Source organism: Halobellus sp., from assembly GCF_042218505.1.
In the GTDB taxonomy this organism is placed as follows: Archaea; Halobacteriota; Halobacteria; order Halobacteriales; family Haloferacaceae; genus Haloquadratum.
In genome coordinates this window covers 110,774-127,539 of sequence record NZ_JBDGQZ010000006.1, presented here as the reverse complement: position 1 = coordinate 127,539, position 16,766 = coordinate 110,774, and the positions used below count along the sequence as shown (strand labels likewise).

Annotated in this window: 16 protein-coding genes; 8 read left to right on the top strand and 8 right to left on the bottom strand. The window is 64.9% G+C overall.

Annotated elements, in window-relative coordinates; genetic code table 11:
• The first annotated feature begins 46 nt into the window (after positions 1 to 46).
• A complete protein-coding gene (locus tag ABEI27_RS01970; RefSeq protein WP_375797736.1) occupies positions 47 to 1,279 on the top strand; it encodes a mandelate racemase/muconate lactonizing enzyme family protein in 1,233 nt (410 codons plus the stop codon).
• A gap of 146 nt (positions 1,280 to 1,425) precedes the next feature.
• Here ABEI27_RS01970 and ABEI27_RS01965 read toward each other — a convergent pair whose 3' ends face one another.
• Positions 1,426 to 2,073 carry a rubrerythrin family protein gene (locus ABEI27_RS01965; RefSeq protein ID WP_375797735.1) on the bottom strand — a complete coding sequence of 216 codons (648 nt, stop codon included), beginning with the start codon at positions 2,071 to 2,073 and terminating at the stop codon, positions 1,426 to 1,428.
• A gap of 228 nt (positions 2,074 to 2,301) precedes the next feature.
• On the opposite strand from ABEI27_RS01965, the gene ABEI27_RS01960 reads away from it, so the two are divergent.
• Positions 2,302 to 4,011: a globin-coupled sensor protein gene (locus ABEI27_RS01960; protein WP_375797734.1), complete on the top strand. Its 1,710-nt coding sequence runs from the start codon at positions 2,302 to 2,304 to the stop codon at positions 4,009 to 4,011.
• Between the two features lie 81 nt (positions 4,012 to 4,092).
• Here the strand turns inward: ABEI27_RS01960 and ABEI27_RS01955 are convergent, their stop codons facing one another.
• The 3 genes from ABEI27_RS01955 to ABEI27_RS01945 form a co-directional block, all read right to left on the bottom strand.
• A complete protein-coding gene (locus ABEI27_RS01955) occupies positions 4,093 to 4,416 on the bottom strand; it encodes a 2Fe-2S iron-sulfur cluster-binding protein (RefSeq protein WP_375797733.1) in 324 nt (107 codons plus the stop codon).
• 91 nt (positions 4,417 to 4,507) lie between these two features.
• Positions 4,508 to 4,948: a universal stress protein gene (locus ABEI27_RS01950; RefSeq protein WP_375797732.1), complete on the bottom strand. Its 441-nt coding sequence runs from the start codon at positions 4,946 to 4,948 to the stop codon at positions 4,508 to 4,510.
• Positions 4,949 to 4,999: 51 nt separating this feature from the next.
• Positions 5,000 to 5,359: a hypothetical protein gene (locus ABEI27_RS01945; RefSeq protein ID WP_375797731.1), complete on the bottom strand. Its 360-nt coding sequence runs from the start codon at positions 5,357 to 5,359 to the stop codon at positions 5,000 to 5,002.
• Between the two features lie 132 nt (positions 5,360 to 5,491).
• Between ABEI27_RS01945 and ABEI27_RS01940 the strand changes: the two genes are divergently transcribed.
• Positions 5,492 to 7,267, top strand: a complete 1,776-nt coding sequence (locus tag ABEI27_RS01940; protein ID WP_375797730.1) for a flippase activity-associated protein Agl23 — start codon at positions 5,492 to 5,494, stop codon at positions 7,265 to 7,267.
• A 120-nt stretch (positions 7,268 to 7,387) separates the two neighbouring features.
• Here the strand turns inward: ABEI27_RS01940 and ABEI27_RS01935 are convergent, their stop codons facing one another.
• Positions 7,388 to 8,341, bottom strand: a complete 954-nt coding sequence (locus ABEI27_RS01935) for a transcription initiation factor IIB family protein (RefSeq protein WP_375797729.1) — start codon at positions 8,339 to 8,341, stop codon at positions 7,388 to 7,390.
• A 106-nt stretch (positions 8,342 to 8,447) separates the two neighbouring features.
• Between ABEI27_RS01935 and ABEI27_RS01930 the strand changes: the two genes are divergently transcribed.
• On the top strand, positions 8,448 to 9,431 hold the full coding sequence (locus tag ABEI27_RS01930; protein WP_375797728.1) for a lamin tail domain-containing protein: 984 nt from the start codon (positions 8,448 to 8,450) through the stop codon (positions 9,429 to 9,431).
• Between the two features lie 137 nt (positions 9,432 to 9,568).
• Entirely contained in the window at positions 9,569 to 10,201 is a 633-nt protein-coding gene (locus tag ABEI27_RS01925) for an METTL5 family protein (RefSeq protein WP_375797727.1), read from the top strand.
• A 13-nt stretch (positions 10,202 to 10,214) separates the two neighbouring features.
• Here ABEI27_RS01925 and ABEI27_RS01920 read toward each other — a convergent pair whose 3' ends face one another.
• From ABEI27_RS01920 to ABEI27_RS01910, 3 genes are all read right to left on the bottom strand, one after another.
• Positions 10,215 to 11,867, bottom strand: a complete 1,653-nt coding sequence (locus ABEI27_RS01920; RefSeq protein ID WP_375797726.1) for a rhomboid family intramembrane serine protease — start codon at positions 11,865 to 11,867, stop codon at positions 10,215 to 10,217.
• A 148-nt stretch (positions 11,868 to 12,015) separates the two neighbouring features.
• Positions 12,016 to 12,294, bottom strand: coding sequence for a UPF0058 family protein (locus ABEI27_RS01915; protein ID WP_375797725.1), 279 nt, complete (start codon positions 12,292 to 12,294; stop codon positions 12,016 to 12,018).
• Positions 12,295 to 12,429: 135 nt separating this feature from the next.
• The gene (locus ABEI27_RS01910; protein ID WP_089767237.1) at positions 12,430 to 12,639 is read right to left on the bottom strand and encodes a ribbon-helix-helix domain-containing protein; all 210 of its coding nucleotides are present in this window, start codon (positions 12,637 to 12,639) and stop codon (positions 12,430 to 12,432) included.
• A gap of 221 nt (positions 12,640 to 12,860) precedes the next feature.
• Here ABEI27_RS01910 and ABEI27_RS01905 point away from each other — a divergent pair, with 221 nt between their 5' ends.
• The 3 genes from ABEI27_RS01905 to menD all read left to right on the top strand — a co-directional run bounded on the left by ABEI27_RS01905 (position 12,861) and on the right by menD (position 16,765).
• On the top strand, positions 12,861 to 13,454 hold the full coding sequence (locus ABEI27_RS01905; RefSeq protein ID WP_375797724.1) for a molybdopterin-dependent oxidoreductase: 594 nt from the start codon (positions 12,861 to 12,863) through the stop codon (positions 13,452 to 13,454).
• 99 nt (positions 13,455 to 13,553) lie between these two features.
• A complete protein-coding gene (locus ABEI27_RS01900; protein WP_375797741.1) occupies positions 13,554 to 14,954 on the top strand; it encodes an isochorismate synthase MenF in 1,401 nt (466 codons plus the stop codon).
• A complete protein-coding gene (gene menD / locus ABEI27_RS01895; RefSeq protein WP_375797723.1) occupies positions 14,951 to 16,765 on the top strand; it encodes a 2-succinyl-5-enolpyruvyl-6-hydroxy-3-cyclohexene-1-carboxylic-acid synthase in 1,815 nt (604 codons plus the stop codon). Before ABEI27_RS01900 ends, menD begins: the two co-directional genes overlap by 4 nt.
• The last annotated feature ends 1 nt before the right edge of the window (position 16,766 follow it).

Below are 16,766 nucleotides of genomic sequence, written 5' to 3'. Positions count from 1 at the left end.
GTGACCGTCTCCCAAGTTTTACCTCATATCGAGTAAATTACTTCGTATGGGAATCGACTACGCCGACTTGCACGACCCGAACGCGGAGTACACGATGCGGGAACTCTCCGCGGAGACGATGGGGGCGACAGCCAAGCGGGGCGGCGGCCGCGACGTGGAGATCACCGACGTCCAGACCACGATGGTGGACGGTAACTTCCCGTGGACGCTGGTCCGGGTGTACACCGACGCCGGCATCGTCGGGACCGGTGAGGCCTACTGGGGCGCGGGCGTCCCCGAACTCATCGAGCGAATGAAACCGATGGTCGTTGGGGAGAACCCCCTCGACATCGATCGGCTCTACGAACACTTGATCCAGAAGATGTCCGGCGAGGGCTCGATCGAGGGCGTGACCGTCACCGCGATTTCGGGGATCGAGGTCGCCCTGCACGACCTGACGGGGAAGATCCTCGAAATCCCGGCGTACCAACTCCTCGGCGGCAAGTACCGCGACGAGATGCGGGTCTACTGCGACTGCCACACCGAGGCGGAAGCCGACCCTGAGGCCTGCGCCGACGAGGCCGAGCGGGTGGTCGAGGAGTTGGGGTACGACGCCCTGAAATTCGATCTCGACGTGCCCTCCGGTCTGGAGAAAGACCGCGCGAACCGTCACCTGCGACCGGGCGAGATCCGCCACAAAGCCGAGATCGTCGAACAGGTCACAGAGCGCGTGAAAGACCGTGCAGACGTTGCGTTCGACTGCCACTGGACGTTCTCGGGTGGGTCCGCGAAACGGCTCGCGGCCGCCATCGAGGACTACGACGTCTGGTGGCTCGAAGACCCCGTCCCGCCGGAGAATCTTGAAGTCCAAGAAGCGGTCACGAAATCCACGACGACGCCGATTGCCGTCGGCGAGAATAGATACCGAGTCACCGAGGAGCGCCGCCTGATTGAGAACGGCGCTGTCGACATCGTCGCCCCAGATCTTCCGAAGGTGGGCGGAATGCGCGAGACACGGAAGATCGCCGACGTCGCGAATCAGTACTACGTTCCCGTGGCAATGCACAACGTCGCCTCGCCGGTTGCGACGATGGCCGCGGCACACGTCGGTGCGGCGATCCCGAACGCACTGGCCATCGAGTATCACTCATACGAACTGGGCTGGTGGGACGAACTCGTCGAGGAGACCGTCATCGAAGATGGTTCCATCGAGGTCCCCGACCGGCCGGGTCTCGGCGTGACGTTGGATATGGACACCGTCGGGTCGCGGATGGTCGACGGCGAGGAACTGTTCGACTGAGCGGTCTGTCGGCGAACACAGAGAAGCGGAGACCGCGAGCCGACGAACCCACCCGGAGACGACGTGACAGTCGCTGAGAAGCTGCAAGACCTCGGCTACAGAGGGTAAGCGAGTCGAACGGTGTGTCGCTTCTGCGTTCTCAGACCTCACTCATCGATCGACGCCGGGTCGATTCCCTGCGCGCTGAACGCGTCGGCCGCGTCGTCGCCAGCGACCCGGATCACGTATCCCGCAACCATTCTCGCACGCTCCCAGTCCGCATCAGAGGCACATTGCTCTTCGAGGAGCGCGAGTCCCTCGTCGAGAACCGCGGCAGTCTCCCCGCGGAGGTCCTCGAAGAGGTTGGCGCGGCGTGCCGCAACTGGTCCCTGCCGCACATCAAAGAAGTCGATCAATCTGGCGTGGGTCTGAAGCGTGACGAGCGGGCGGCCGACCAACCCGCCGGCGATCCGCTGGAACGTCGATTCCCGAGCGCGGAGGTACGCGTGCATCGGTCCCGGACCGCCGTCGTCGGGGTCCCATTCGTCGAGTTCGTCGCTGACGCGCTCGCGGTGGTCGTCCTCCTGCTCGACGACCGACTCGAAGACGGCCCGGGCCTCGGAATTGGATTCGTCGTCAACCCACTGGGTGAACGTCTCGCGGGCGGCGTGTTCGCTCTCTGCCGCGGCGTTGAGTAGCGGTTCCGGCCGTGGGTCGCCGCCGGCCAGCGCGCGAAGGAACTGCTGCGATCCGAGTCGGGCCAGCGCCGTGGACTCATCGGCTTCAAGCCGCGTTCTGAGTGTCTCGGCGTCCATACGGTTTCTCTCTCTCTGGAGGCTTTAGAGCCGTTTGGAACGACCGCCGCGCTCCGGAGGAGTCGATGGGCGGAGACCGGCAAGAAACCAGATGAAACTGCGTCGAGGCCGACACGGGAGCGCCACCCTTACTGCTGAGGAATCACCCTTCTCAGCGGCCTTCGTGATGGATATCAGGCCTGATATTCAGCAGGTAAAATTCTTATGGCCCTGACGTATCTCCCCAGTATGACAGGTCACAGCGCAACGGTTACTGACGAAACGCGTCGGATGGTCGATGGGAAGTCGCTTCTGGACGACCTGGGGATCGACCGTCAGGAGATGGAGTGGCGGAAATCGTTCGTTCGACTCGACGAGACCGACAAAGAACGAATGCGGGCGCTGGATTCGACGTTCGACGAGGTCGCCCCGGAGATCGTCGACGAGTTCTACGAGCATCTGACGAGTAACGCCGCCGCAAACGAGATCTTCGGGCGATCCAGCAAGCGGATGGACCAACTGAAGGCTGACCAGCAGAGTTACCTGCGCTCGCTTACCGACGGCGAGTACGGCGCTGAGTACTTCGCCAGGCGCGCCAGGATCGGCAAGATCCACGATATGCTCGACCTGGGGCCCAAGTTCTATCTCGGCGCGTACAGCATCTACTACGAGGGACTGCTTGGGGCGATCGGTGAGTCAGTGAAAGCCGAATTCGAAGAGCAAGAGCCGGCCGAGTCGCTCGAATCACCCGAGGAAGAACTGTCAGGCACTGGCGGCGTCTTCTCGGGATTAGTCGGCGGTTCGAGAGCCCCCGAAGAGCAGCCGACACTCGACCGCTCGAACGACGTCGACGCCGCCGTCGATGCGGTCGTCGAACAGGCCTCGTCGCTACTGAAAGTGCTCGCACTCGACCAGCAGGTCGCGATGGATACGTACGTTCACGCCTACAGCGAGGCCGCTCGCGAGCAGGCCGAGCACCGCGAACAGTTGGCCAAAGAGGTCGAAAAGGACCTCAGAGACCCGATCGACGACGTCTCCGAGGCCTCCGAGATGGTCGCCGACAACTCGGCCACGATCCGCGAGATTGCGGACGACCAGGCTGCCGATATGGAAGATGTCAGCGCCGAGATCTCTCAGATGAGCGCGACCGTCGAGGAGATCGCTGCAACGGCCGAGGACGTCGAGGCGACGAGCGACGAAGCGGCTGAGCGGGCCCGAACGGGAGAACAGGCGGCCGACGAGGCCATCGAGGTGATGGAGGACGTCGCCAAGGCGGCCGTCGAGGCGTCGGCCGACCTCGAGCAACTGCACGAACAGATCAACGAGGTCGACGAGGTGATCGAGGCGATCGACGACATCGCAGAGCAGACGAATCTGCTCGCACTCAACGCCTCCATCGAGGCCGCACGCGCGGGCGAGGCCGGCGAGGGATTCGCCGTCGTTGCCGACGAGGTGAAGCAACTGGCCGCGGAATCGCGGCAGCGCGCCAGCGAGGTCGAAGAGACCGTCGGGGGCGTCCAGAAGAACGCGGCCGATACAATCGAGAGTCTGTCGGAGACGACCGAGACGCTGCACGAGGGGATCGACCGCGGCGAGGAGGCGATGGACAGTCTCGACGAGATCGTCGAGGCGGTCGAACGGACCACCGAGGGGATCGCCGAGGTGGCGGTCGCGACCGACGAACAGGCCGTCAGTGCCGAGGAAGTAACGTCGATGGTCGAAACCGCCCGCGAGCAGGCAGAGGACGTCGCACACCGGGTCGACGACGTCGCCGACGCGAGTCGCGAACAGACCGATCGGATGGAGTCGATTCAGGCGACGGTGGATCGCCTCGTGGCCGGCGACGAAGGTCCCGGGAGCGGTTCGTCTCCCCGGAGTAGTAACCGCAATCTAGATACCCCCGACGCACGCAACTCGCGCGGGCCACTCGCTGAAACGGACGGCGGGTCGAATAACTGAGAGAGCACCGGCGAAAACTCATCGCGCCGACGGACCGCGAAGGGCACAGATCTGTTGTGGGACAGGAGGCCTCAACGTGGCTCAGTCGTCGGCTGCGGCGGGAGCGTCCGATGGGTCCTCGCCGATGCTGGGTGGGTAGACGCCGCGTTCGATTTTGAGATCGCTCTGTGGACGGGCCATACACGTCAGCGCGTAGTTCTCCCGCTCTTCGTCAGTGAAGCCCCGGGCGGCTGGCTGTGTCACCTCGCCCTCGATGATCTCCGCCGTACAGGCCAGACACATCCCGACGCGACAGGAGTACTCCTGCGCGATGCCGGCTTCGAGGCAGGCTTTGAGAATCGTCTGCGTATCGGAGATCTCGAGGGTTTCGCTGGTCCCGACGAACTCCACGGTGTACTTGGTCATACCGCGTCGTTCGGGAAACCACGGCAAAACTCTTTGCGAAGCGGTCCGGGTTCGTCCCAGCGTGTGTGGTCGAGAGACGATGGGCGTCTCATCACTTCGCTTCGCTCGCGTCTGACTGGACAGTCAACACCGGGACGTTCGAGGTTCGGACGACTTTCTCTGCGACGCTTCCGAGGAGCACTCGACCGACGCCGGTCCGGCCGTGCGTGCCCATCACGATCAGATCTACGTCGTGCTCCTCGGCGTGACCCAGAATCGACTGGTGAGCGACGCCGTTCTTGATGTCAGTTTCTACCTCGACGCCGGCGACCTCGCCCGCCTCGACGACCGCTTCGACCGCCGCGTTGCCCTCATCCTGTAAGGCCTCTGTGACGATCTCCGATCCCATCTCCAGCGACGAGTACGCTGCCGTGTCGACGACGTAGAGGGCGTATACGGTGGAGTCGTACTGTTCCGCCAGTTCGATCGCGTGGTCGATCGCTCCCTGGCTGGCGTCACTTCCGTCGGTTGGCACGAGGATCCGGTCGTACATCTCACCGCTCACTACGACGGCAAGGGTTTTAGAATATCCCCACGGTCGACCTCAGGCTTCAGGGTCGTCTTCGCCTGCCGGAACTGCCGGTTCGTAACTCCCAGGAGCGTCCGCGGGTGAGATCGTCTCTGGATCCTCGCCTCGGGCGCGGAGAATCACCGCTTCACAGGCCTGCAGCCCGTCGACCCGTTCGGTCTCGTCGTCCAGAGCAACTGTCTCCAAGACAGTCCACGACGGCTCTTCCGCGTCGAGCGCGAGTCCTTTGACCCACACGTCGGTGGCCACGAGCACGCCGGAGACGAGGCCCTCGTCTTCGATGGGGACGGCCAACTCGAGCACCTCCGCGGCGTTGAGTTGGAGCAGTTCTTCGGGACTGAGCGGACGCGGGGGCAGCGATTCGACGATAGACATACCATTGATGGGAGCGGCCGGCGTTTGTGCGTTGCGAATCTGCTCATTCGGTGACGGGACCGGTTGTCCCCGGCATCCCCGTGACCGTCACCGATCACAAAGCTTCTATCGTGTCGCCAGCGAAGGAGCGCTATGCCACGTGAGGAGCCGTCCGAGCCCCCGGCCTCGGCCGACGCCAGACCGACAGACGTGTCGGTGCTGGGAATCGCGCTCCGTCACGATCGCGTCGCCGTGGTGGTCGTCGGAATCGCCCTCGTCGGCCTCGCGCTCAGACTCGTCGCGCTCGGGACCCGTCCGTTTCACTGGGAGGAGGCACGCGTCGGCTACTGGGCCCTCCGGTCACTCGACGCCGGTGCCTACCAGTACCGACCCGTCGCTGGCGGGCCGCTGGTGCATCTACTAGCGCAGGCCTCGATTACCGCGCTCGGACCGTCCGAGTTCGCGGCACGGTTCCCGATCGCGCTTCTGAGCGGGATGCTCCCGCTTTCGGCGCTCCTCTTTCGCGACCGGCTTCGGGACAGCGAAACGATGCTCTTCGCGCTCGTGCTCGGGGTCCAGCCGCTGGTGCTCTACTACTCTCGGTTCCTCCGGGGCGACGTTCCGCTCGCGGTGTTCGGACTCGCGTCCCTCGGATTCGCGCTCCGGGCCTGGGATCGCGAGAGCCGCCGCGACGCCTACGCTGCGGCGATCACGCTCCCACTGGCCGCGTCGGCCTCGGGATTTGTCGCGGGGTATCTGCTCTGTTGGCTCGGAGCCTGGCTGCTGGTCGTCGAACAGCGCCCTGTCGCAACCGGGAACAGTGGTGCCGTGTGGGCGACCCTCAGAACGCTCCGACAGCGGCTGACTGGGGGCGTAATTCCCGCCGCACGCGCTTCCTTGCTCGCAGTCGGCACGACGGTGTTCCTCTTTGCGCCCCGTGAGGGGCCCGGCGTCGGAGCCGGCCTGTACGATCCTGGAGACCTTCCAGTTGTCCTCTACGAGGGAACCGTCGGCGCACTCTGGCGGTTCGTCGGGGTCCGGATCGTGCATCGATCACCGGAGGGGGCCCACGCTATTCTGCCGTACGTCCGCGACGCGATCGGGTTGGTGAGTGCGGTCGCGCTCCCGGTTTTCATCGTGGGTGTGATCGTGACGCTCCTGACGCGGCACGCGCGGAGCCGGCGTCCGCTCGTCGAGGGTGTCGGCTACTGGGGCATCCTCGGGGTTGGAGTGTTCCCCACGATAACGGAGGTTTCCGCGCCCTGGGTGCTCGTTCACGTGGTCGTCCCGCTGTCGCTTCCGGCGAGCGTCGGATTCGCCGCGCTGATCAGGCGGGGCGTCGCCGCCGCCTCACAGTCGGAACACTCCGCGATCGACGCCGGGACTGTGGCTGCAGTCGCCCTCGTTGTTCTCACCGTCGGAGCACAGACGGGCGCGGCGGCCGCGAGCGGCGTGTACGGCCCCTCGGATCGGTCGAATCAGTTCGCCCAGTACGCACAGCCGACCGCCGACCTCGAGTACGTCGAGTCGGCCGTCGAAGTTGCCGCCGCCGACGCCTCGACCCCGACGGTCGCCTACGTCGGGCCCGAGTTCAGCGTTCCTGACGAGCAGGCGCTCAGATCGCCCCCGGTCGGCGACGCGTTCGGGAAACGGCTGCCGTTGCCGTGGTACGTCGAATCGGCCGGCGGTGAGACGACGAGCGCGGTGAACGCCTCGGTCTTCGCGGCGCGGTATCGCGAAGCGCGACCGCCGCCGGTCGTCATCACTGACCCCGCGTCCCGCTCTCCGCTCTCCGAGACGCTCGGCAGCGAGTACGAGGCCACGACGCCTCGAGTGGGTCTGTGGAACCGCGAGATCGTCGTGTTCGTCGATCGAACGGTCGCACAGCGTGCAAACAGCACATCGGAGCGCCCACGACTCGATCGATAGAACCGTCTCCGGACACTACTTTCCAGCTTCGGGGGCGCCGTCGAGAGCGATAGCGGTTCGAGTTCGTCGGCGTGGAGACGACGAGGCAACCGAGGGAGAAAGCAGTCTGACCGATCGGCGCTAGCGGAAGCCCATCGCTTCGATCTGCTCTTGATAGCGGTTCCGGATGGTGACCTCAGTCACCTGTGCGACGTCGGCGACCTCGCGCTGGGTCTTCTTCTCGTTGCAGAGCAGCGAAGCGGCGTAGATCGCTGCCGCCGCGAAACCCGTCGGCGACTTCCCCGAGAGCAGTCCCTGTTCCGCGGAGACGTCGATGATCTCGGTGGCCTTCGATTGGACCTCCTCGCTCAGTCCGAGCGACGAGGCGAACCGCGGAACGAACTGTTTCGGATCGACGGGTCTCAGTTCCAGTCCGAGTTCCTGGGAGATGTAACGGTACGTCCGGCCGATCTCTTTCTGTGGAACGCGAGAGACCTCCGCCACCTCGTCGAGCGAACGGGGGATTCCTTCCTGACGGCAGGCGGCATACAGCGCGGACGTGGCGACGCCCTCGATAGAGCGGCCACGGATGAGGTCCTCGTTGAGTGCGCGCCGGTAGATCACGGATGCGACCTCTCGTACCGATCGCGGAACGCCGAGGGCGGAGGCCATTCGATCGATCTCCGAGAGGGCGAACTGCAGGTTGCGTTCGCCCGCGTCCTTTGTGCGGATTCGCTCCTGCCACTTTCGCAGTCGATGCATCTGTGATCGCTTCTCCGAGGAGAGCGAGCGTCCGTAGGCGTCTTTATCCTTCCAGTCGATTGTCGTCGTCAACCCGCGGTCGTGCATCGTCTCCGTGATCGGGGCACCGACGCGAGACTTCGACTGTCGCTCGGAGTGGTTGAACGCCCGCCACTCGGGGCCGCGGTCGATCTGTTGTTCGTCCAGCACCAACCCGCAGTCGTCACACACCAACTCGCCCTGGTCGGCGTCGGTGACGATGTTCGACGATTCGCACTCCGGGCAGACGAGCCGTTCGGTTTCCGTCTCCTCGGATTCCTGCTCACGCTGGCGCTGGCGACGCGAACGTTCCATTATAAGGTTTGTGGTGGAGGTCGTATTTAAACCTTTGTGACAGGTCTCAGATACGTGGGCCCCGGCGACCAAAACTGTATACGCGTCGCCATCGCACACTGCACCGATGCGCGGCCTCACAGCGCTTCTCGCGCTCGTCGTCCTATCGGGATGTCTGACCGGGATACCGGCGTCGGATGACACTGCCACGGTCAGTCCCACGGCCGACTCGACGGCGGAGTCGTCGCTGCCGGAGGAGGGCGGCGTCAGTGTGACCGTCACCGAGGTTGTCGACGGCGACACGATCAAGATTGCGTACGCCAACGGAAGCCGCGACAGCGTCCGACTCCTCGGGGTCGATACGCCCGAAGTACACGTCGAGAACACGCCCGACGAGTTCGAGGGTGTACCCGATACGGACGTCGGGCGGCAGTGTCTCCGACAGGCGGGAGAAGCCGCCTCGACATACGCGAAAGAGCGGTTGGCGGGCGAAACAGTGACGCTCAGATTCGACGAGCGGGCGGACCGCCGCGGATACTACGGCCGCCTCCTCGGATACGTGATCGTCAACGGAACGTCGTTCAATCGCGCGTTGCTTCGGATGGGCCACGCCCGTGTCTACGACAGCACGTTTACCGAACGTGAACGCTACGAAGCGACCGCGTCCGACGCGAGAGCGGCCCACCGCGGACTGTGGTCCTGTGCCGATCCGGGCGCAGGAACGGATACGGAGACCGAAGCCTCCTCCCAGACGGCGACCCCAATCGCCGACGGCGGCACCGGGCTGTTCCGCGTGGCGACAGTCCACGCCGACGCCTCAGGCAACGACAACGAAAACTTGCACGACGAGTACGTAGTGGTCCGCAACGCCGGCGACGTCCCGCTCGACGTATCGGGTTGGACCGTTTCTGACGTCGCAGGTCACACGTACACGATTCCGGACGGCACCGTCCTCGACTCCGGGGCCGAACTTACGCTCCGTACCGGGAGCGGGACAAATACCGAGACGACACTTTACTGGAACGCGGGGAGTGCCATCTGGAACAACGGCGGCGACGAGGTCATCGTTCGGAACGCCAGCGGCGCGGTCGTCGTCAGGCGCTCGTACTGACTGGACGGGGGCACCGAATTACCGAGCGTTTTCGAGAAGGCTTTTTGTATTATCGGGGGATACCTCTCGTCGATGGAACCGATCGTCACGCCGCTGACACACAGGGCACGTGCCGCGTCGCGCGGGAGGTGGCGGTGATGGCGACGAAATCAGCGCTGGAGACGCAACTGGCCGTCGTCGCGGGATTCGAGGAACCGCGCCCCGACCTCGAACAGTACCCCACGCCGCCGGAACTGGCCGCGCACGTCGTCCACGTCGCGGATCTGAACGGTGACATCGAGAACCGGACAGTGGTCGACCTCGGGACCGGAACGGGGATGCTGGCGCTCGGGGCCGCACTCCGCGGGCCGTCGCAAGTGGTGGGCATCGACATCGACCGCTCGGCATTGCAGACGGCGATGGCGAACCGCAAACGGGTCGGTACCACGACAGCAATCGACTGGGTTCTCGGGGACGCGACCCGCGCGCCGCTCCGGACCGAGAAGCCGACGACGGTCCTGATGAACTCGCCTTTCGGCGCACAGAACGGAAACGAACACGCCGATCGGGCGTTCTTGAAGTCGGCCGCGGAACTCTCGGACGTCTCCTATTCGGTCCACAACGCCGGTTCAGAGTCGTTCATCGAATCATTCGCCGCCGACGAGGGGGGAACGGTCACGCACGCCTTCCGCGCGACGCTCGACGTGGATCGGCAGTTCGACTTCCACGAAGCGGAGTCCAAAGCGATCGAAACCGAGGTCTACCGGATCGAGTGGGCCGGTAGCGAGTGACCGTCGCCGCCGACTAGCGATAGGTTTCCTTCGTGAGGAGTTGCAGGCGCGTTCGCCCGTAGGAGACGTAGACCTTGGAGCGATCGCGTCGGAACGTCAGTCCCCCAACAGTCACCGATTCGTTCTTTGCAGGGAGCCTCGCGCTCAGCGTCTGATTCCGGTGCTCGACCCGGATGTAGTACTGGTCAGTCTCGGGCACTACTGTCACATTCCGCCCCGCAAGTTGCGGCCCCGCGCGAACCGGCTTCGAGGTGTAGACGATCTCTGCGGAGTCGGCATCGCCGAGTGCAACCCGGTAGGCCGTCCCGTTGCCGAGTACGTTCCACCCGTCGCGCTGTGCGTACACCGTCTGGCGCCAGCCGATACCGCCGAGTCGCACCGGGGCCTGCCCGGCGAACGCTAACCGCCCTTTCGTCACCGCCGTCGTCCAGATCCCCCGGTCTTCGCTGCGAACGATCACCCCCGACGTGTTGACAGCGGTGGTCTCACCGAACGCCTCAATCTCCACGACCGATACGAGCCCGTTCTGGACGTTCTCCGCGTATGTCACCTCGTAATCCCGGACGGTCTGTTCCTCGCCGGGGAGATCACCCGTGTCGGCGGTGAAGAGATTCGCCGGCACTGCGGGTCCCGCGAGCGCGGCCGTCACGAGTAACAGTATCCCGGCCGCGATGTGCCACCGCTCGATGACGCCGCTGTCGAGGCGAAGGTCCCACGAGAACAGGGGGTCGTCGCGACCGACGACGACTGCAGCGACCACGAGCGCCAGGAGTGCGATCAAGACGACTCCGAGGGCACGGTAGAGGACGTACGTCTCACCGCCGCGATACCAGTAGACCGCCCACAGCGACTGCTCGGCCCCGAAGAGCAACGTCCCGAGCCAGAGTCGGCGCGCACTTGGACGGTCTGCCCGTGGGCCGGCGCGGACGATGACCACACCGATGAGGACGCCGATCAGCAGTCCCAGCGCGTGTCCCTGGATCGCGATATCGGCCCACCACGGAGAGATGTAGCCCGGGCGGCCGCTGGCGGTCAGGACCGGCGACCGGAGCGCGTTGTAGACGAGTCGCAGGAGGCCGCCGGCCGCGAGCGCGATGATAGTCCCCAGCGGGTAGGCGACGAGCGCCGCGCCCGCAAACGCGAAGACGACGCCCGAAAACCCGATAATCGGACCGAGCGCGAACACTGAGGTGAGTAGACCCACGAGGAAGACGACCAGAGGAAAGATGAGGAACGCGCGGATGAGCGGGTTCGTCCGGAGCGACGAGAACGAGTGAGACCCGCGTTTCCGGGGGAAGTGGCACCAGGCGTACTCCGCCAGCGGCGCGAGCGTCACCGTCCCCACGAGATTCCCGATGAGGTGACCGGGCCCGTTGTGTGAGAACGCGGCGGTCAGGATCCCGAGCGGGTAAAAATACGACCACGCCCGAAACGGAATCGTCACCGGCGAGTACCAGTTCGTGTAGCCGCCCTGGAAGAACAGATAGACCGCGAGGACGAGTCCGGCCGAGACGACCGTCCCCCAGGGGACACCGAGCACGAATCGTTGACGGAGTGTTGCCCCGAGCGCTCTCCCGCGGCCAAGCAGGAGGACACCCCCCAGCGAGACGGCGAAGGCGACGACGACGGCGAGGCGGAAGAGGAGATCGATCGGAAGGACGTCCATCGTGAGGGGGGAATCGTCGGACGGTTAAGAAACTACGGCGTCACCTGAAGCCCGGATCAACGCGGATGAGCGACTCCGGACCGCGTCGAGTCGTCGGTCGAGAATAGGGTCCGTGCGACGAGTATCGGCAGGGAGAGACGGCAGCGAATCAGATCTTGCTCTCTGCGTCCTTGGCGAGTTCTTCCATCCGCTTGCCGACGCGGCCGGCGTTCGAGAACTCGTCCTCGCTCATCGCCGTCGCCAGCGCGTTGCCGAGGACGAACACCGCGTGTTTGTGCTCGCTCTTTGATTTGTGGACGTGCGAGGGATCCACGTCGAGGTTCTCGTACTTGTCGAAAATGCTGCCGTCGACGTTCTCCCGCGCGGCGAAGTTATCCTTGATGATGACCATCTGCTCGTGCAGTTCCAAGAGTTCGTCTTTGTGCATAGACGTGGATACGTGTGAGGCCGTGTTAAGGATTATTGGTGGGTCTTATCACGCGTATATAAAAAGACGGCGGTCCATCTGCGTCGTGAGACCGGAGAGAGACAACGCAGTCCTCACCGGACGGGGGCCGGCGTTTCAGAAGACGTACTCGTCCTCGTGACCCATCATCCCGTCGTCTTCGAAGCGATCATCCTCGTCCATTGGGCCGCTCGTTTTGAACGCCCGAATCCCCGTGGAGAGCAGTTCTTCTATGGCTTCCTCCCGATTGACGAACTCCCCCTGGTCGACGAGTTGAGCGATCTGCATCTCGAGGTGTTCGGGGACGTTGATATTCACCTTGGGCATCTGAACACGAGGGGTTTTGGATCCGGGTTATTTAAATTCTGCGGCGTATTTTCAGGGTTCGGAAAATAAAATTTTTTGATTTGCGTAGCTCTCTTTTTCTGCTATTATCATAATATGCCATAAGCTAAAACAGGGGCGTTCGACGTCCGGTTCGACTCGCTCGACCGACCCGGGCCGGCCTCGGCCGAACGGTGTATACGGACCCGACTCCAACTCGGGGTATGGCCGAAGACGCGACCGAACTGTATCGTGAGTACGGCGACGACCGTCTCCCACCGGGGCAACGCGAGTTCGACGAGTTCCCGGTGCTCTCAAAAAGCGGCACGCCGTCGTGGGATCCCGAGTCGTGGTCCTTCGAGGTCTGGGGGGCTGTCGAGAACGAGTTGACGTTTTCCTACGAGGAGTTCCGTGACCTCCCGGCGACGACTCAGCGCCAGGACTTCCACTGCGTAACCGGTTGGAGCGCACTGGGGTGTAAGTTCACCGGCGTTCCCTTCCCGGAGATCGCAGCGCGGGCCGGCGTCCGCGGGAACGCCGTACACGTGCTATTTCACGCGCTCGACGGCTACACCACCGATCTTCCACTCGAAGACTGCCAGCGTCAGGAAGTACTGTTTGCGTACGGACGCGGGGGCGAGGACCTCGCGGAACCACACGGCGGACCGCTTCGGGTCGTAACCCCGCACAAGTACGCCTACAAGGGAGCCAAGTGGGTCACTGGTGTCGAGTTCCTGATCGAACCGGAACCGGGATACTGGGAACAGCGTGGGTACTCCGATTCTGCCAACCCCTGGAATGAGGAACGCTACGGTTGAGGACGAATCAGCGTCGAGGAATGGAATCAAAAACTGGCACCCGGTGGACGGGTAACGGTAATAGTCAAATAAAAGAGTATGGCGTACGCAGACTCGGCAATGGAATCGTTGCGGACCAACGCGGCTGATTACCACCTCGTCAGCCGATCGGTCCCAATTTCGGCGCCGTCGTTTCGAGCGGTTCTCGACGCCGCCGACGCGCCGCGGACGGTCTGGAGTGCACCCGACGAGGCGACCATCGTCGGCAACGGTGCAGCAGCGACGTTGACTGCCGACGGGCCCGAGCGGTTCGACGAGATCCGGGAGGCAGCGCAGTCGCTTTTCGCCTCCGGCGACGTCCACGCGGGGACCGAGGCCGCTCGGCCACGGCTGTTCGGTGGGTTCGAGTTCCACGCCGACAGCGCCGACGGGACTCCCTGGGCGGACTTTCCGGGGGCACGGTTCGTCTTCCCGCGCGTCCAGGTGACCTGGACCGGCCCCGAGGAGTCTGAGGGACCGGCCGTTCGCGACGGACGAGCAGACGACGGCGCGTGGCTCACGGTCAACGCAGTCGGCCCGGATGTGCGCGTCGAGGACGTCGAAGCGCGACTCGAAACCGAACGCGATCGGCTGGCCTCGCTCCCGGATCCGGGGCCCGTCAGCGGGCCACCGGGCGTCGGCGATCGCCGCCGGACGACGGCGCTGGGGGATTGGCGCGTCGGCGTCGAAACCGCGGTGGACCGGATCCGTTCGGGGGACCTCCGGAAGGTCGTGCTGGCGCAAGCGCTCGAAGTGGACCTCGCTGGTGGCCTCTCGGTCGCCGACGTGCTCTCCCGACTCGGTGAGCGGTATCCGGAGTGCTATCGCTTCCTGGTCGAACCCGAATCCGCCGAAGACGGGCCGCAAACCTCGTTTTTCGGTGCGACTCCCGAACGCCTTGTCTCCGTCCGCGGACGGACGGTCGAGACCGATGCGTTGGCCGGGACGACAGGACGCGGGGAGACGCCTGCCGAGGACGAGTGGTTGGCGCAGGAACTCGCCCAAGACGAGAAGAACGCGCACGAACACGATCTGGTGGCGGAAACGGTCAAAGAACAACTCGCACCGTTTTCAGCCTCCGTCTCGGCGGGACCGCGCCGTGTCAAACGACTCGCCACCGTCCAGCACCTCTGGACCCCGATCACGGCGACACTCGACAGCGACGAACACGTGCTGTCGCTGGCAGAGGCGCTGCACCCGACCCCGGCGGTCGGGGGCCTCCCGCCGGAGACGGCGCTCGAAACGATTAGAGAGATCGAACCCTTCGACAGAGGCTGGTACGCCGCACCGGTGGGCTGGATCGACGCTGCCGGCTACGGGACGTTCGCCGTCGCGCTCCGCTCGGCAGTCACCCGCGAGGACACCACGACGCTGTTCGCAGGCGTTGGCATCGTCGCCGATTCCGATCCCGACCGGGAGTGGGACGAGGTACAGTTGAAGTACCGGCCGATCCTCGACGAGTTGGAGGTAGAAGGGGAGTGAGCGGTCCGGATCACGACGGCGACGCCGACTGGAGCCCGGAGCATCGGGATACCGACCCGAACCGGAACGCGCTGTGGGCGCGGGCGTTCGTCGACGAACTCGCCGCCGGTGGCGTCGATACCGTCTGCCTCTCGCCCGGGAGTCGGTCCACGCCACTGACAGTCGCGTTCGACCGTCACGACGACATCCATATGTTCTCACACCTCGACGAGCGCGCCGCGGCGTACTTCGCGCTGGGGCGGGCCCGCCGAACCGGAGACGTGACGCCGCTGGTCTGCACCTCCGGAACGGCCGCAGCCAACTATCATCCGGCGGTCATCGAAGCGTCGCAGTCGCGCGTTCCGATGCTCCTCCTGACGGCGGACCGGCCGCCAGAACTCCGCGATTCCGGAGCGAATCAGACGATCGACCAGGAGAAACTCTACGGCGACGCCGTTCGGATGTACCGGGACGTCGCAGAGCCCGAGGCGACACCGCGCAAACTCCGATCGCTCCGGACGACCGCCGCACGGGGTCTCGCAACGGCCCGTGGCACGCCTGCAGGTCCAGTCCACCTCAACTTCCCGTTCCGGAAACCGCTTGAGCCAGTGCCAGTGGAGGGTGACCTGCCGCCCAATCTTCCGGAGCGCGCCGTCGAGGGTCGAGCGGGGGCGTTCGTGAACGTCGAATCCGGCCGGCCGGAACTGGACGACGACGCCCTCCGGAATCTCGCCGGGAAACTGTCCGAACCGCGGGGACTGCTCGTCGTCGGTCCCACCGACGCCCCGGGCGTCGATTCCGAGGCCGTTGCGGCATTCGCACACGCCAGCGGCTTCCCGATTCTCGCGGACCCGCTCTCGGGCGTTCGATACGGTGGGTTGGTCCGTACGACACCTGTCGTCGGTGGCTACGACGCCTTCCTCGGCGAGCGCGTACGGGAAGCGTGGCCGGATCCGGACGTCGTCCTCCGAATCGGGGCGTCGCCGACGTCGAAACCGCTCCGGAAGTTTCTCGCGTCGACGGACACCTCACAGTACGTCGTCGATCCCGCCGCCGAGTGGCGGGAAGCCGAGTTCACCGCGACAGACCTGCTCGTCGCCGACCCCTCGCGGCTACTGGGCCGACTCTCGCGCCTTCTCGCCACTCCTGGTCGCGGAGACTGGCGCGAGCGGTGGACCAACGCCGACGCCGCCCACTGGGAGGTCGTCAACGACGCCAGTGACACGTTCTACGAGGGACAGATCCTCGGAGACGTGGTCGATCTCGCGCCGGACCCGACGACGCTGTTCGTCTCGAACTCGATGCCCGTCCGCGACCTGGACCGGTTCGGGACCCCAGCGACGACGTCGCTGACCGCGCTCGGCAACCGCGGCGCATCCGGCATCGACGGCATCGTCTCGACCGCGCTCGGTGCCGGTTCGGCGACGACCGACGATCTGACGCTCGTCACGGGCGATCTGGCGTACTACCACGATATGAACGGGCTGCTGGCACTCGGCCGCTGTGACGTGGAAGCGACGATCGTCCTCGTCAATAACGACGGCGGCGGCATCTTCCATATGCTCCCGATTGAGCAGTACGACCCGCCGTTCACTTCCCAGTTCGTGACGCCGCACGGGCTCGACTTCGAGCCCACAGATGGGCTTTATGACCTCTCGTTCGCCCGTATCGACGGCGGAGAGCGAGAGGCGTTCCGCGACGCCTACGCGACGGCGACCGAGGAGGACGGCTCACACGTGATCGAAGTGACGACCGACGCGGAAGCCAGCCACCGGGTCCGCGAAGACCTCCGCGAGCGATCCGTCGAGCGAGTTCTCGACGTGACGACGTAGC

Bases quoted from the DNA above. Each gene is read 5' to 3' on its own strand.
- ABEI27_RS01970 (WP_375797736.1), top strand. From the start codon at position 47: ATGGGAATCGACTACGCCGACTTGCACGACCCGAACGCGGAGTACACG.
- ABEI27_RS01965 (WP_375797735.1), bottom strand. From the start codon at position 2,073: ATGGACGCCGAGACACTCAGAACGCGGCTTGAAGCCGATGAGTCCACG.
- ABEI27_RS01960 (WP_375797734.1), top strand. From the start codon at position 2,302: ATGACAGGTCACAGCGCAACGGTTACTGACGAAACGCGTCGGATGGTC.
- ABEI27_RS01955 (WP_375797733.1), bottom strand. From the start codon at position 4,416: ATGACCAAGTACACCGTGGAGTTCGTCGGGACCAGCGAAACCCTCGAG.
- ABEI27_RS01950 (WP_375797732.1), bottom strand. From the start codon at position 4,948: ATGTACGACCGGATCCTCGTGCCAACCGACGGAAGTGACGCCAGCCAG.
- ABEI27_RS01945 (WP_375797731.1), bottom strand. From the start codon at position 5,359: ATGTCTATCGTCGAATCGCTGCCCCCGCGTCCGCTCAGTCCCGAAGAA.
- ABEI27_RS01940 (WP_375797730.1), top strand. From the start codon at position 5,492: ATGCCACGTGAGGAGCCGTCCGAGCCCCCGGCCTCGGCCGACGCCAGA.
- ABEI27_RS01935 (WP_375797729.1), bottom strand. From the start codon at position 8,341: ATGGAACGTTCGCGTCGCCAGCGCCAGCGTGAGCAGGAATCCGAGGAG.
- ABEI27_RS01930 (WP_375797728.1), top strand. From the start codon at position 8,448: ATGCGCGGCCTCACAGCGCTTCTCGCGCTCGTCGTCCTATCGGGATGT.
- ABEI27_RS01925 (WP_375797727.1), top strand. From the start codon at position 9,569: ATGGCGACGAAATCAGCGCTGGAGACGCAACTGGCCGTCGTCGCGGGA.
- ABEI27_RS01920 (WP_375797726.1), bottom strand. From the start codon at position 11,867: ATGGACGTCCTTCCGATCGATCTCCTCTTCCGCCTCGCCGTCGTCGTC.
- ABEI27_RS01915 (WP_375797725.1), bottom strand. From the start codon at position 12,294: ATGCACAAAGACGAACTCTTGGAACTGCACGAGCAGATGGTCATCATC.
- ABEI27_RS01910 (WP_089767237.1), bottom strand. From the start codon at position 12,639: ATGCCCAAGGTGAATATCAACGTCCCCGAACACCTCGAGATGCAGATC.
- ABEI27_RS01905 (WP_375797724.1), top strand. From the start codon at position 12,861: ATGGCCGAAGACGCGACCGAACTGTATCGTGAGTACGGCGACGACCGT.
- ABEI27_RS01900 (WP_375797741.1), top strand. From the start codon at position 13,554: ATGGAATCGTTGCGGACCAACGCGGCTGATTACCACCTCGTCAGCCGA.